Origin of the sequence: Pseudochrobactrum mosebachae, assembly GCF_048914685.1 — a bacterium.
Lineage (GTDB): Bacteria > Pseudomonadota > Alphaproteobacteria > Rhizobiales > Rhizobiaceae > Pseudochrobactrum.
Map to the genome: position 1 here is coordinate 83,316 of NZ_CP128408.1, position 15,058 is coordinate 98,373.

The following is a 15,058-nucleotide window of genomic DNA, read 5'->3' on the forward strand; positions in this document are numbered from 1 at the left end:
TGAAATAAAATGCTACGTCCTATGCTGAAATGCATAGGACGTTTAAAATCACCGCTCAGATAATAAAATCTGCCAGTACCTGATTATCGGTTATATCCTGATAAGACCAACCTGCTTCTTTGAACTTTTTCTCAAGGATCGCGAAGTTTTTAGCATCTTTGGTTTCAATACCAATCAGCACAGAACCGAAATTTCGTGCTGATTTCTTCAGATATTCAAAGCGTGCAATGTCGTCTTCCGGACCAAGCAGATCAAGGAACATACGCAAGGCACCCGGGCGCTGCGGAAAGCGGAAGACAAAATACTTCTTTAAACCTTCATAGCGCAATGCCCGTTCTTTCACATCCGGCAGACGCTCAAAGTCGAAGTTACCGCCTGATACCACCAGCACAATGGTCTTGCCTTTGAGCTCGCTCTTTTTGAAGTCTTTCAAGGCATCAATCGACAAGGCACCGGCAGGCTCCAGCACAACGCCCTCAATATTGAGCATTTCCGTCATCGTGCCGCAAAGCCGGTTTTCAGGCACATTAATCACTGATGAGGCCGGAAAGGCTTTGAGTATTTTAAAGTTTTCCGCACCCAGCTCGCCAACAGCCGCACCATCAACAAAATTATCAACCGTTTGCAGTTTGATGCGCTTACCCGCTTCAAGGCTCAGGCGCAGGCTTGGCGCGCCTTCCGGCTCAACAAAACGAAATTCGGTTGGCCAGCCCATTGCCTTAACATAGAGCGTAACACCGGCTGAAAGCCCGCCGCCACCCACCGGCAGCATCATCAGATCCGGAATTTTGCCGGCTGGCAGCTGTTCAGAAATTTCCTGCGCAACAGAGGCCTGACCGGTAATAATGCCGATATGATCAAAAGGCGGTACCATAACCCCGCCTTCATTGTTCACATAGTCCTGCGAGGCGGCATAGCATTGGTCAAAAATATCGCCAACCAGCTTAATCTCGATAAATGAGCCGCCGAAAGCGCGGGTTTTATCAATCTTTTGCTGCGGTGTGGTTACCGGCATAAAAATAACGCCTTTGCGGCCAAAATGACGGCACACAAAAGCAAAGCCTTGTGCGTGATTGCCTGCAGAAGCGCAGACAAAAACAGCATTTTCATCAGCAGTCTTCAGCGCGGCAGCAATGAAATTGAATGCGCCACGAATTTTATAAGAGCGCACCGGCGTGAGATCTTCACGCTTCAGCCAGATATCAGCACCATATTTACGCGACAGATAATCATTGCGCTGCAACGGCGTTTCACCGAATAAAGCACGCATTTGCTCTGTGGCCAGTGCGACGGATTTTACAAACTCACTCATAGGAACAAATCAACTTTCTTGAAACTGCGCACATCCACCAGCCCGACATCGGAAATACGCAGTTCCGGTATAACCACAAGTGCCAGCAAGGAATGTTGCATATAGGCATTATTAAGCGTGCAACCCATGGCTGCCATTGCCTTAACCAGCTTGTCGGCTTTGGCTGCAACCACCTCGGCACGTTCATCAGACATCAGTCCGGCAATCGGCATTTCCACACAAGCCAGCTCCCTGCCCTTGGAGTATAAAACAACTCCGCCGCCAATTTCACCAAGCCGGTTAACTGCCTTCGCCATGTCGTCTTTATTGGTACCGACAGCAAGAATATGGTGGCTGTCATGGGCAACGGATGAGGCCAGAGCGCAATCAAGCATATAGCCAAAACCCGACACAAAAGCATTGGTGATCTGGCCTGAACCACGATGACGCTCAACCAATGCAATCTGGCAGACATCATGACGGCGATCCATCTGCACAATACCGTCGCTCACACTGAGTTCGGCCTCAAGAGCACGTGTCGGCGCCTGATTTTCAATCACGCCAATAACGCGTGCCGTTACATTTTTACCCGGCTTTGGTGCTTTAATATCAAAATCTTGTGCCGAGAAGTTACGGCCAAGCTTTACCGTGTTCTTTGCGGTTTCCGGATATTCATAGGCAGCGATATCTGCAAGCAATTTGCCATGTTCGGCCAACAACACACCGCGGCCATATACACGGTCGATTGTCAGTGCTGAGAGGTCTGAAACAATCAGAAAGTCTGCACGGCGCCCCGGCGTAATAGAACCGATCTCACGCTCCAGACGAAAATGCTGGGCAGTATTAATCGTAGCCATCTGAATGGCTGTCACAGGTTTGAGGCCTTGTGCAATGGCATGGCGTACAACACGGTCCATATGACCGTCATGCACCAAGGTGCCGGAGTGGCTGTCATCAGTACACAAAATAAAATTGCGTGAATCCAGCCCCTGCTCTGTCACGGCTTTGATCTGACTGGCCACATCATACCATGCAGAGCCTAGGCGCAACATGGCGCGCATACCTTGGCGCACACGGGCAATCGCATCTTCAACGCGTGTGCCTTCGTGGTCATCTTCAGGGCCGCCTGCTACATAACCGTGAAAGGCCTTGCCTAAATCAGGGGAGGCAAAATGCCCGCCAACCGTTTTACCGGCATGCATGGTTGCATCAATCACACCGCGCATAGTGGCATCATTATTAGCAACGCCTGGAAAGTTCATCACTTCGCCAAGGCCGACAATATTCGGCCAGCTCATCGCTTCAACCACCTCTGCGGCACCAATTTCCGCACCACCATTTTCAAGGCCGGGCGCAGATGGCACGCAGCTTGGCATTTGCACATAGACATTGACCGGCATGGCCATTGCCTCATCATGCATCAACCGAACACCTTCGAGCCCCAGCACATTGGCAATTTCATGCGGATCAATAAACATCGAGGTTGTACCATGCGGAATCACCGCCCGGGTAAATTCGGTAACTGTCACCATGCCGCTTTCAACATGCATATGCGCATCGCACAGTCCCGGCACCAGATAGCGCCCGCCCGCATCCACAACTTTGGTTTTAGCGCCAATACAATGGCTGGCATCATGACCGACATAGGCAAAACGCCCTGCGATAATGGCAATATCAATACCGGCAACAATCTCGCCGGAGTAAACACTGACCAAGCGACCGTTACGCACCACCAGATCAGCCGGTTTGCGCCCCATAGCAACATCAACCAGATCAGGCGCACATGAGGCCCATGATTTGATTTCAGGGTTGGAATTCTTAACGGAAGAAGTTGATGACAAAGCGGCCTCCATGGCGTGGCCGGATAAATCTAGCGCCGGCACAGCAAAAATCAGTTTTGCCAAGTTTGTGTGAAGATTTCCAGTTCCCATTTACAGATTTACGCAGATAACTGATAAATCAGACCAGAATTCTATTTTTAACTACAAAACCATGGATTTTAGAAGCAATCAAAAATATTTGTAATGGCTACTATATAATTCTTTACATGAAATCAAAATTCATGGCAGCTTGGAAACCATCAAAACGGGAGTCGGATTTATGGATAATAAAGTAGCGATCATTACGGCAGGTGGCTCGGGCATGGGGGCGGCTGCCGCACGAAAGCTGGCTGAAAACGGATATAGGATTGCAGTTCTATCATCATCCGGTAAAGGCGAGGCTCTGGCCAAGCAGTATGGTGGTATTGGTATCACAGGCAGCAACCAGTCGAATGAGGATTTGCAAAAACTGGTCAGTGCAACCCATCAGAAGTGGGGGCGTATTGACGTGTTGGTCAATAGTGCCGGCCACGGGCCGCGCGGTGGCTTGCTCGATTTTTCAGATGATGACTGGCATACCGGTATGGATGTTTATCTGATGAATGTGGTGCGTGCAGTACGCCTTGTTGCACCGATTATGCTGGATCAGAAAAAAGGCTCAATTATCAATATTTCTACATTTGCCGCTTTTGAGCCTGACCCTGCCTTTCCGGTATCAAGCGTATTCCGTGCCGGCCTGGCCTCTTATACCAAGCTGTTTGCCGATAAATATGCGCCAGACAATATCCGCATGAATAATGTTTTACCGGGTTTCATTGATAGCCTGCCGGAAAAGCAGGAATTTAAAGACCGTATTCCAATGCAGCGTTATGGCACCGAGCAGGAAATTGCAGAAACCATTGCGTTTCTGGCATCGGATGGTGCCGGATATATTACGGGGCAGAATATTCGCGTTGACGGCGGCATCACCCGCTCCGTTTAACGTTACCCAAAGCAGCCGCCGGACAAGCATCGCATTGTCCGGCGGAACACTTGATATAAACGACTTTGAATCCTGGTTCGCAGTGAGCCCTTTACCTAACTGGCTGTTTTTAATCACTATTGATTTTTCAAGTAGCACAGTAAAAATTACACTATGGTGCCGGTTATTTTGATTTACTGTAAAAGTCTGGCTTGACATCTGAAGCCAAATCACAGATCAAAAGGTTGGTTTCAGGCGTATAGAGATGCGCCGTGCTGCGGACGTGGAGAAATCGGTAAACTCAGCAGATTTAAAATCTGCCGCTCTTAGAGCTTGCGGGTTCAAGTCCCGCCGTCCGCACCAGCCCTTCATTAACACATTTGATTGTTTTAAAGGTGCTTCAGACACGCGCTGCCCCAGCAGTTTCCTTTACCACTCATTGACACTTGGAATTAGAGCTCCCTTAGTCGTTTTTGATAGTTATTATGACAGCCAAAGATAACCGTCCTTCGCGCGTTCACAAGCAACTGATATCATCAGCCCATTCTTGATAAATCTGGTCATGTAAAAGGTTCTGATCAACAGGTTGGCCACGATGTTGAAATATTGATTGCCGCCCGTTGTGGCCTTAAACTTACGCGTTCTGAAGCAGAAATATGCTTTCTCGCATCAATCGGCCAACTCGACGAACCAAACTAAAATCCGATAGCTTGCAACTCCTGGGGCATGACCGGGCGGCCATAGAGTTTAAGGTCAAAGTAATATTATTCCCGAATATGTGCGAAAAGCACCATGTCTGTCTTTGCTGTTTACTTTAATTGTCGTCAGCATCACGCACGATAACCTCGCGACGTACCCCCCTATAATCTGACAAAAGCGATGTACTGAAATCTGTTTATCGAAGAACACCGTGGTGTTTCGCCGTATCATTGATCCACTCTATCAATGAGTTTTCCGGTTTCTACCTAAGCCTCCCTCACCTCCAGAGGCAGGTATTCTCTTTGCGTAGATGTTCATTTTCCTTAGTTAAATCATTATTGCTACCTGACGGCGATTGAGCCCGCCTGTAAGCGTAATCCGAACGGGTTCGCGTCTAAAACCGTTAGTATGTAGAGCGGTGATAAACATCTCCCTTAATGAAAATTAACCCATTGAAAGAAGCGGAAGCAAACCCTGGCAAGTCCAATGCATGTGTGAACGAAGTGGTCACATACCGTATGAGTACAGCGCCAGTCTTCGTAACTTACGCATATGGTTTCAATTTAATGCCAAGATAGAGGAACACAGGATTTAAAACTGTGCAGCTAGGCTGGTAAAAACCAAAAAATATTACTCGTGGCGCACACGCACACGCTGCCCGCCGTCACGTAATAATTGCGTTTTCCAGTAAAAGTTCGGCTCTTCATCGGAGGTCATTTCGAATGAGCCTTCTCTGAGGAAAACGCTTAAAAATGTAATTAATTCAAGCAATGCAAAGTGTTTTCCGCCACACACACGCGTCCCAATACTGAAGGCCGTGTTAATGCCTGATCCAATGGCAAGGATGTCAGCTTCTTCTTCTTGTATTTTCCAAGGATCATTACGAAAGCGTTGATCATGCTGAATACCAATGAAAGAAATAAGGATATTTTGATCCTTATCTATATCAAAATTCCCTATTTTATCAGAGTTCTCCGCTAAGCGTGCAATGATTGGAGTGGTAGGATAAAGCCGCAGGGCTTCTGAAACAAAATAAGCCAGAGACTTTACTTTGCTTAATGCCTTCCAGCTGTGGTCATTACCCAACCAAAATGCCATTGCATCCTTGCGCAAACTTTTCTGCTTATCCGGATGCGTGGCTAGTAAATGGCACATCCACGAGACAGTGGCAGCTGAGGCCTCGGTGCCGGCAGCCAGAAACCCAATAAGTTCATGTTCCAGTATAACGCCAAGATTTTTATCCGCTTCCAGCAAACTATTTAGAAGCTGACTTGCGGGCATTTGCTCACTACGAAATACTTTAAGGCTATCCAGTACCCGCCGTCTTATTTCTGGCAGCGTTGCCAAGCGCTTGCGATACATATCATTGGTTCTGCCTTCCGGAACAAATGAATATTCTGAGCCATATTCCATCAGCTCTGTCAGGGCGCTCAAATCTATGTTTAATTCTGCAATCGGCACGTCAAAAAAATTATGCACCAATACACCGGCAGTCATTTCACGCAAGACAGTCTCATCAAGCGTAAGACTACCATTGCAGCTGGCTGTTATGAGGCTGCTCATAGCATTTTCCGCATATTGTGCAGATAATTGAAAGCTATTCTCACGATCAAATTTTGAGAAATAAGCCTGACTAAGGTCACGACGAATCCTCCACGCGTCTCCCTCTTCCGAAAAGCGCGAATAGCCCATAACCTGCCGGAACCAGCCCATGTTTTTACGATAGTTTTTGGCATGCGTGCGCAAAATATAATCAGCATCTTCATAACGTTGAATAACCAGAACCGAGACACCATTGAGTTCGATTTTGATATTTTCACCATTACGGGTCTTGGCTAAATTATACAGCTCTTCACAAAACGCAGCCGATTGTTTCATGCTTTCACAGCCAGTAGTGTTGCAATATCTTTGACCGATCGCATTTCAAGCAAAGCGATAGGATCCACTTCATGACCAAGACGTTTTTCAAGCTCCATCACGATTAGCTCAAATGTCAGGCTATCAATCTCTGCTAATGAGCTCAGCTCTGCATTTTCATCAATGTGCTCTTCAGGTATAAACAAGCATCCGGACAATAGTTTTTTTGCGTCAGCAATTTTATTCATCGTTTAGTCCCCTGTCCGTATTTCATTCAAATATTTATGCTTTGCTTGCTGGCGTGCAAGTTTACCTGATGAAGTATATGGTAACCAGCGTGGCGCTACATACACAATTTGGCTGACTACCCCGTGAGCGCGGCTAATAGCAGCGCAAATAGCCATAGCAAGATCATTGCGTTGCTCTGTATCCATCGCACCGTTTTCTACCAAAACAATCAGGGCCTCATATTCACCGTCATCAACGCCAATTGCTGCAACTGCGCCAATCCGTGTAGTGATTGCGGCTTCAGCAACGGCCTCTATATCCTGTGGCCAAATATTACGCCCCCGTTGCAAGATCATATCTTTATGGCGCCCAGTAACAATCAACTCACCCTCTATGAGGGTGCCCAAATCACCGGTATCCAGAAAACCATCTTCTCTGATAACCGCATTCGTTGCTAGGTCATCAGCAAAGTAACTATACATAATATTAGCACCACGAACTAAAATACGTCCTTCAACGCCTTCAGCCACGGCCTGTGACTGTTCATCAATGATAGTGATTTCGATGCCCGGCAATGGTTTACCACAGCTGACAAGTGTACGGCCGCTGTTTTCGAACTGTACAACGCGAAGAGGATTAGCATGATCAGCAATGGTAATTGCCAGCACAGCTTCGGCCATTCCATAGCTTGGTGTAAAGGCAGCCCAGTTAAATCCATAAGGTTTAAAATGCGTAGCAAAACGCTCAAGAATATCGATATTAATCATATCGCCACCAATACCTGCGACCCGCAATTTTGATAAATCCAAAGAACGCTCTACAGGGTACCGTCTTGTGACAAGGTCATAAGCAAAGCTTGGTGCATAAGTGATGGTTGACCCGTTTTTTTGCATCAAATCGAGCCAAAGTGCAGGATTGCGTGCAAAAGCTGCCGGAGACATGTAATCTACACTGCAGGCACCAAATAGCGGCGCCAAAGAAAATCCGACCAAACCCATGTCATGATAAAAAGGCAGCCATGAAAAGGCTCGGTCATCTTCACTAAGGCACAGCCCAAAGCGAATGATTGCTGTTGCATTTGTGCAGATTGCCTTTTGGCTGATCACAACGCCTTTAGGGTACCGCGTGGATCCTGAAGAATATTGAATATAAGCATTTTCATTTGCAGTAAAAGGCGCAATCGGTGCGACCGTGGTCAACGAGAATAAATCATTATAACTCATATCGGGTATACAGAGTTCTGCACTGACCGCTTCTGCACAAGGCATCAAAGAGCGTGGAGAAAGTATCAGGCTTGCCTGTGCATGGCGCATCATTGAGATGAGTTTATCAATATAGTCCTGTTTCCCACCGACCAACACCGAGGCGGGTAATGGGCAGGCACAAAAGCCAGCATACTGACATGCATAAAAGGCGATCAGAAAATCAGGCGAGGTATCTGCAATCATGCCAATGCGGCTGCCGCGGGGTAAACCTAAACCCGTTAATTTGTGCGCTGTTGCGACCGCATGTAACCGCAGATCAGAATAACTAAGACGATGCTGGCATACAGCTTTACTCGTATAGAATACCAGTTCAGCATTGGTGGTGGCTGCTGCGTCTAATGCTTGTGAAATAGTATTGAAGATTTGCGCTGTCACTTCATGCCTATTCATTAACATCAAACCGGTTTGACTGGTAAAATATCATTTTTGAAGGATGCGAAGCTAATAATATCCACCCGATTACCATTGGCTCCAAGACATTCCTGCTTTAAATGTGCCTCAAGAACGAACCGTGTATTATTTCTGAAATTGAACAGCATACGATGGTTGCGCGCCAGAATGCGGGCACTAAACTTCTCAATATCTTGCTCAGCGTAGAAATGGTCAAGCAAAGCATCAATCGTTGCCCATAATACAGGTTTGCCGCCTGTTTCCATTTCGCCGACACCCGTCGTCAAGTTGCCGGTCTTATGTTTGCGGTTGACGTCAATTGTATAAAAACCAAGCAATAGATCTGTATGGCAATCAAATATGCCAATAAAATACCCATGGTGATTATCAAAACTGGCGATAAAATCAGCGAGCGTTTCCTCTGTAAAGCTCAGTCGTGCAATATTGAGGCCTTGTAGCATTTGCCAATCATTTAGCCATTCAACAAATCTGGATGTGACATCTGACGGAACTAAAGATCTCAGCAGAAAATTACCGGTCTTAATATGAATATGACCATTATGATGTGCAGGCTCTGATACCAGTGCTTTTGGGTGGGCATCTTTGATGCGTAAAGACACAATAACGGGGCGGCTTGGCTTGTTAAACATTATCGGCCACCGGCTTTGTTGCGGCTTGTTTGTGTATGCCTATGAACCAGTTTCTCCCAATTATGCTGTGAGGCCAGATGCATATTGAGAGCGTCAATCCAGCCGCTTTTATACCACGCAATAAGAGTTGCTTCAGGAAGGGCCCTCAATGCATTTTCATCAACCATCAGCATTCCACTAATTGTTTGAGTATTTTTCTCAGCAGAATATTGCACATTTCTCTCAACCAAAACGCCAGCAGCTTTTATCGCATGTCCTAAAGCTGTCACTTGCTGCTTGGCATGATAAACGCCGGCACAAAGCGCAACGACCCGCATTAAAGCTTCCGATGCATCTCCTTGCTTTGTAAATAGACTATCTGCGCTGGCCTTGATTTGAATGTATTTTTTATCTGAAAAACTTTTGCTTGCTTGATCCGCAAGCAAAATTCCCGTTTCATTGCCTTTTTGCGGAAGCATATAAAACGGGTATTGTTTCAAAAATGCTGGGCAATAATGCTGACTATCCCATTTACCACTCTGATCAATAAAAAGATTGCCTCCGCTTAACAGCCCTGTAACAATGACCGGAACAGGGTGATTGTCACCAATAAAAACAATCGGATATTGGGTCGCTGCAATTCTGAACTCTGACAACCCTATGGGTACCGCTGTTTGCTGTGTGGCAAAGTCGAGCGATACCGGTTGGATGAGTGCGTGATTTAGGTGTTGCTCAGCACATAAAAAGACCGGCTCACGAAAGTAAGATGGCAGCATTATAAAACTTCTTTTTGGTGGTCATCATGCAATAAAGGCATTAATGTTGAGGTTTATTTCGAGCTGAACTACGATCATTCTACCCGATGCAATATCAACTTTACTGCATCGGATTAATTTTTTACCGACTAAATCTACTCGTAACGCTGTTAAAACAATGAGATACAGTGCTTTAGAATGCTGCTTTGAGGCCAAGTTTCCCATTCAATGCTTGATCATCACCATCAAATCGAGCCTGATAACCAAGAGTACCGTATAGTGTAGCTTGTTTGGTCACATCATACGAAATACCAGCGGTTAACTGCCCATAAAGACCACTAATATCATCACGGAAAGCCACAAATCCTTCTTTCGAGGAAAAGGCGGTTTGGGGTGTTCCCAAGAATTCATTGAGTAGGCTTCCACGGAACCACAATGCTGTTTTGCGTGCGGGATCTTCATTCAATGCCCAGCTTTTAGCAAGCTTCATACCAAGGCGGGCTTGCAGTGATTGAACTTTTGAAAACTTCTCCAAAGCTGCACCATCGCTCGTATCATCGAGATTAACGAGTTGGTATGTCAGCTGCGCTTGAGGTTCCAGTGTCCAACTATTCTGAAGTTGAAACGGATAACCCGTTTCAACTGATGCAATTAAGCCGTAGCCATTGGTTTTCAGAGATTGTCCACCAGAAGATGCTGACGCAGCATCATAATAGGTTCCTTGTATAATGCTATCCACATACCATCCAGCACTTGCTACATGTGTCAGATATAATCCGAGTGACCATGCGTCGAGTTCAACGCGTCCAGCATTTTTGCCATTGAAATTATCGACATCAGCGGTGGTCCGGCCAAACGCACCATGGATACCAGCTTGGGTTATACTACCGTTGGCGGCTTCACTCTGGTAGAGGTCCATGCCTGTTTGCATGGCTGCTATATTGTAATCATAGGCCGGGCCATTGTTACCATAAATGCCTAACCCATCAGAATTCTTAGAGCCTGATACACCAATAACGCGCCCCCAGCCCATCGTTCCGCTATCGGCTGTCATGCGCGTAACGCCCATTCTCTCATGCAGAGAATCCACAGTGGCATTGCCGTATTTAAGTGCCAGTGAAGGCAGAGCCGTATAAAGCGAAACTTCCCCGCGATACTCTGGATTCGGTATACCTGGCTCAATTGGATCTATTGGAATAACTGGCTTACAAATATCCGATCCCGGATCAAGCGCGCAATCTAATAAAGATCTTAAATACCACTGATCACTATTGTTACCGTCTATGCCTCCACGCAACAAAGAATATTCATATGGGCCTGCAATTGCCCGCCCGTTGAGATCAAAAGCGTTTTTCTCTGTTGTGCCGCCATTGAGAACACCAACCAGCAGAATGCCATCTGCTTTTGTTTTGGCGCCAAGCCCGCCCACATTCGTTACCTTGATGCTGCTGGTGCCGGTTGCCCTTCCACCATCAATCATTAAACGGTCAGATACGGAGTTGTCGTCATTCAGAGTTGTGTTCATTAATAGCGAACCACCAGCACCGGCATAATTATTAACAGACATTACAGTGCCTGGCGTGCTGCCAAAACGGACAAAGCCAGCATTGTGCAATTCAGGAACGAACTGATTGTAATCATTCAAGTCAAGCACACCCTTTGCATCAATCATATGAAAAGAGTTGGGGCTGAATGTGTTGGCTGCGGCGGCCTTTAGTGTTGCGCCGTTAATCATTGTGTTGCCGCTATAAGTATTTTTGCCACTGAGAGATTGCACTCCTCCAGCAACAGTTAAGCCGCCATCGCCTTGAATGATGCCTGAAAACAAGTCATTGGCAGAGGTAATTGTTAGCGTTTGCTTACCAAGTTCTGCTATTCCAGATCCTGAAAGACTACGGATAGATGCGCCATCAACAGCTTTGGAAATATCAAAAACACTATTTGCGATAACACGTTTGGCTTGCGAGACTTCTCCCGCGCCGCTTAAAGCAAGAGTTCCAGCGGAGATTTTGACTTCACCACTGAGACTATTATCTGCACTGAGCGACAATGTGCCCGCATCTGTTTTGGTCAGATTACCTGTACCACCTATAGCGCCACTTTGCTCTGCGGATATATTCTCTTTTACTTGTAAGTTAAGCGTTACATTCGGTTCAACCGTGATCTTATTGTCGATTTTAACGCCGGTTTCTAGTGATGTGCCTGCTCCATAGGCTAAATTTGCATCATTGCGGGCATAAATATCGCTGTTACCTAATGCATGGCTGTGGCCTAATCCGAGTGTTCCGCCATAAAGATTTGTTTGGCCACTAAGCCCCTCTGTAAAGGTTTCACTTACATCAATAATATTGGATTTATATTGGTCGAAACCTTTTCGAATATGGGTAAAGCCTTCGTCGTTATCGCTATTTATCCATGTTGTGCCGGCAATAACGTCAATCCGGCCTTTTCCACTTAATGGCGTAGCAATTTGTAAATTTGTATCAGTGTGATTAAAGTTTAGCCGTCCATTACCCGAACCGAAAACAACGCCAGCTGCATTAAGAGTACCTGCTGATAAAGCTGTATCGCCTGCAGCAGCACCATAGTTGATTGTACCGGTAGCGCCGGAGCCATGTGCCAAATAAACAATACCATTGGCTATATCCGGGGTCAGCTTATGTGCTTCACTATTGTTTTGGATGCTTATGGATTCATAAATTCCCGTGCCTACATGTACCAATGCACCCTTGGCTATTGTTAATGTACCATGACCACCATTTCCGATATGGAGATCGCCGGTCGTTGTGGTCTCAAAAGGATATGGAGAATAAGTTTCTCCACCAATTAATAATGTAGAACCAGCGTCAGATACCAGTATTGATCCGGTACCACCATCTGAGCCAATATTATTAAAAATATAGCCTGGAGGTGAATGATAAAAAGAGTCAACGCTGGACATCTTGCCGCCAGCCAGAATATTTGCTGTGCCATGACTATTAGCACCATGACCAATATTAAATCCAAGAGCGCTATGCACAACGCTTGGCACAGTGCCATTGCGTCCAATAACGTTTAATATACCGGTTCCGCCACGTATGCCAACAACAACCCCGGTAGGAAGACCATCGGGGTTTTCAATAGTTGGACCATAAGTGCCCATAGCGAGTTTACCACCAGAAAGAACATTCAGAGTGCCGTGACTTTTTGTACCATCACCTACAAATGCGCCGATCGCCTTTTCCTTGTGAGACATACCAAGGCCCCAGGCGGAGTCAATAATGTTGACGACCCCGGTACCACCATTATAGCCCACATATCCTGAGCCTGTTCGCAAACCAACCGCTGCATCATAATGCGTTACCGCAGATGCATCTTTACCATTTGAAAGGATGTTAACTGTACCATTGCTGCCTGCACCGGAACCAACGGTTAAATCACTATCCAACCAAATACTGTCAAAATTAATATCTGGGTCGACAAAATCGCCCGCAAGTTTAACATTGAGAACGCCTTTGCCACCGCTTTTACCAACAGTAAAACCATGCTCAGCATCGTAAGGCATAACAAAAAAAATGCCTGAGTTTGGTGCCTCAGCATCCAGCATCAGATATCCGGACTGCCCTGTACCTTCGCCTATGGTTAGTGTGTTTAAATTTGTAGAAAAACTGTCATTTTCGTCCGGCGAAATGATAGGTGAGTTAGGCTCCAGCGTGTTAATGATAACATTATCAAGGTAAATTGGAGCGGCGCCATTGCTCCAATTGGAACCTTTATTCCAATCTCCGTCACCACCAATCCACTCAGTGGTTTGTCCAAAAAGAGCAGGAGATGAGGCGACCAAGGCAGTGGATGCAAGAAAAAATATGCGAATAGCCTTAAAGCGAGTTGTCAAAATACGCTTTTTGGCGACGTAGGTTCCACGCACCTGACTTAATTTTAACGCTGAAGGTTGAGAGCTCTCGTGGGTAATGGTGTCAGTTATAATTTGTGGAACATCTAATAAGACTGGCACGTTCATGATTTAATTCCCCAGCTTCAATTTATATTTATAATGTTTTTAAGCCAACAAAAACGCGTAGGTCTAATATTAGATGTTTTACGTATTTAGATAAATTAACCATGTTTAATTTGAAATATATACTTATATACATAAGTGTCAATTTACTAATTTCGATAATACTTTTAAATATTTTAGTCTCAGGAGCGAGTAAATATCTTGGGGTCGCCGTGACTAACTCATTCATTGATCGCTTCAAGGAGGTGCTCCATGAGTGATTTTTTTGGTTATCAGGTGCGCAAATGCAACTCATCAAGCCCTGTATTCCGCTATCGCGCGGTATCCAAAGGGTTAATGTCCACCGAGTTGTCAGCTGCATTATCTTTGTGATCAAGAACGCTTTACCTGATGCGGCGTCCGCATAAGGATATTGCAAAAAAATAGCCCGTTTGCGTAAAAAAGAAATTCTTCCGCAAGAGCGTGAGACACTAAAGGGTACTGCAAGTTTTTTCGCGAAAATTGAGTCTGAAAAGAGAATGACCTAGTTAACAGTTATTCCGACTGACACTCGATGAAGTTCGACCTCATTGATGAATCGAAAGAGGAACTCCCCGTTTATCGGCTCTGCTCTGCTCGGTTCTTAGTCTCAGTTAAAGCTGCTATTATACTTGGCCTGGCCGTCCCGCCAGTTCTCGGTAACACAGGGACCTGATCTCCTGTTGCCGTTTACCCGAGCGCAGCTTTAAGCTATCCAATAAACTTATTGGTCACTACGCATGTATATTCAACACCATGATGTCGGTCTTAATGTTAGCAACCATTGTGCTGCAAGGTTAATGAGAGTTAACACTCTGAATGCATTACAAAACGGCGCTATAACGTTATAAAAGACGACGCATAGCAGTCACAGTGGACTTATTCTCTAAACCCATTTTTGGGTGAGTGATAAGTGTCAGGCTCAAAAAACCTGGCGTTAACCGCCTTAAAACGGCAATTCTCCTTCGCAGGTGCCCTCCTAGGCTAATTCCCCTTCGGACAGAGGTAGTCAATTTTGCTCTCATAACTATCAAAGGCGATTGTTAAAACACCCTATGAACGCATCAATGAATGGCAAAGGTAATTTGTTTTGGTAATGCTATGATGGAATCCGAATTTAAAGTCATAAAATTGAAAATGGTGTGGCG

Annotated in this window: 9 protein-coding genes and 1 tRNA gene; 2 read left to right on the plus strand and 8 right to left on the minus strand. The window is 45.8% G+C overall.

The annotated features are described in order from the left end of the window. Positions 1 to 55 precede the first annotated feature (55 nt). The gene (gene ilvA, locus MP213Fo_RS00450) at positions 56 to 1,312 is read right to left on the minus strand and encodes a threonine ammonia-lyase IlvA (RefSeq protein ID WP_421089748.1); all 1,257 of its coding nucleotides are present in this window, start codon (positions 1,310 to 1,312) and stop codon (positions 56 to 58) included. Further along, positions 1,309 to 3,048 (minus strand): adenine deaminase, encoded by a 1,740-nt coding sequence (gene ade / locus MP213Fo_RS00455; RefSeq protein WP_421091172.1) that lies wholly within the window; start codon positions 3,046 to 3,048, stop codon positions 1,309 to 1,311. Before ade ends, ilvA begins: the two co-directional genes overlap by 4 nt. A 343-nt stretch (positions 3,049 to 3,391) precedes the next feature. Between ade and MP213Fo_RS00460 the strand changes: the two genes are divergently transcribed. Both MP213Fo_RS00460 and MP213Fo_RS00465 read left to right on the plus strand, forming a co-directional pair. Next, positions 3,392 to 4,093, plus strand: coding sequence for an SDR family oxidoreductase (locus tag MP213Fo_RS00460; protein WP_421089749.1), 702 nt, complete (start codon positions 3,392 to 3,394; stop codon positions 4,091 to 4,093). Positions 4,094 to 4,349: 256 nt separating this feature from the next. Continuing rightward, positions 4,350 to 4,435: transfer RNA gene (locus MP213Fo_RS00465), tRNA-Leu, on the plus strand. Between the two features lie 966 nt (positions 4,436 to 5,401). Here the strand turns inward: MP213Fo_RS00465 and MP213Fo_RS00470 are convergent. From MP213Fo_RS00470 to MP213Fo_RS00495, 6 genes are all read right to left on the minus strand, one after another. Then, positions 5,402 to 6,649, minus strand: a complete 1,248-nt coding sequence (locus tag MP213Fo_RS00470; RefSeq protein WP_421089750.1) for a cytochrome P450 — start codon at positions 6,647 to 6,649, stop codon at positions 5,402 to 5,404. Further along, positions 6,646 to 6,876, minus strand: coding sequence for an acyl carrier protein (locus MP213Fo_RS00475; RefSeq protein ID WP_421089751.1), 231 nt, complete (start codon positions 6,874 to 6,876; stop codon positions 6,646 to 6,648). The genes MP213Fo_RS00470 and MP213Fo_RS00475 overlap by 4 nt, the downstream gene beginning before the upstream one ends. Before the next feature lie 3 nt (positions 6,877 to 6,879). Next, positions 6,880 to 8,496: an AMP-binding protein gene (locus tag MP213Fo_RS00480; protein ID WP_421089752.1), complete on the minus strand. Its 1,617-nt coding sequence runs from the start codon at positions 8,494 to 8,496 to the stop codon at positions 6,880 to 6,882. A 20-nt stretch (positions 8,497 to 8,516) separates the two neighbouring features. After that, a complete protein-coding gene (locus tag MP213Fo_RS00485; RefSeq protein WP_421089753.1) occupies positions 8,517 to 9,161 on the minus strand; it encodes a GNAT family N-acetyltransferase in 645 nt (214 codons plus the stop codon). Next, positions 9,161 to 9,916: a SapC family protein gene (locus tag MP213Fo_RS00490; protein ID WP_421089754.1), complete on the minus strand. Its 756-nt coding sequence runs from the start codon at positions 9,914 to 9,916 to the stop codon at positions 9,161 to 9,163. Before MP213Fo_RS00490 ends, MP213Fo_RS00485 begins: the two co-directional genes overlap by 1 nt. A 172-nt stretch (positions 9,917 to 10,088) precedes the next feature. Then, complete coding sequence (locus tag MP213Fo_RS00495; protein WP_421089755.1) at positions 10,089 to 13,895, minus strand: autotransporter outer membrane beta-barrel domain-containing protein; 3,807 nt, start codon at positions 13,893 to 13,895, stop codon at positions 10,089 to 10,091. Between the last annotated feature and the right edge of the window lie 1,163 nt (positions 13,896 to 15,058).

Coding starts and splice junctions, on each gene's coding strand:
- ilvA (WP_421089748.1), bottom strand. CDS start 1,312: ATGAGTGAGTTTGTAAAATCCGTCGCACTGGCCACAGAGCAAATGCGT.
- ade (WP_421091172.1), bottom strand. CDS start 3,048: ATGGGGCGCAAACCGGCTGATCTGGTGGTGCGTAACGGTCGCTTGGTC.
- MP213Fo_RS00460 (WP_421089749.1), top strand. CDS start 3,392: ATGGATAATAAAGTAGCGATCATTACGGCAGGTGGCTCGGGCATGGGG.
- MP213Fo_RS00470 (WP_421089750.1), bottom strand. CDS start 6,649: ATGAAACAATCGGCTGCGTTTTGTGAAGAGCTGTATAATTTAGCCAAG.
- MP213Fo_RS00475 (WP_421089751.1), bottom strand. CDS start 6,876: ATGAATAAAATTGCTGACGCAAAAAAACTATTGTCCGGATGCTTGTTT.
- MP213Fo_RS00485 (WP_421089753.1), bottom strand. CDS start 9,161: ATGTTTAACAAGCCAAGCCGCCCCGTTATTGTGTCTTTACGCATCAAA.
- MP213Fo_RS00490 (WP_421089754.1), bottom strand. CDS start 9,916: ATGCTGCCATCTTACTTTCGTGAGCCGGTCTTTTTATGTGCTGAGCAA.
- MP213Fo_RS00495 (WP_421089755.1), bottom strand. CDS start 13,895: ATGAACGTGCCAGTCTTATTAGATGTTCCACAAATTATAACTGACACC.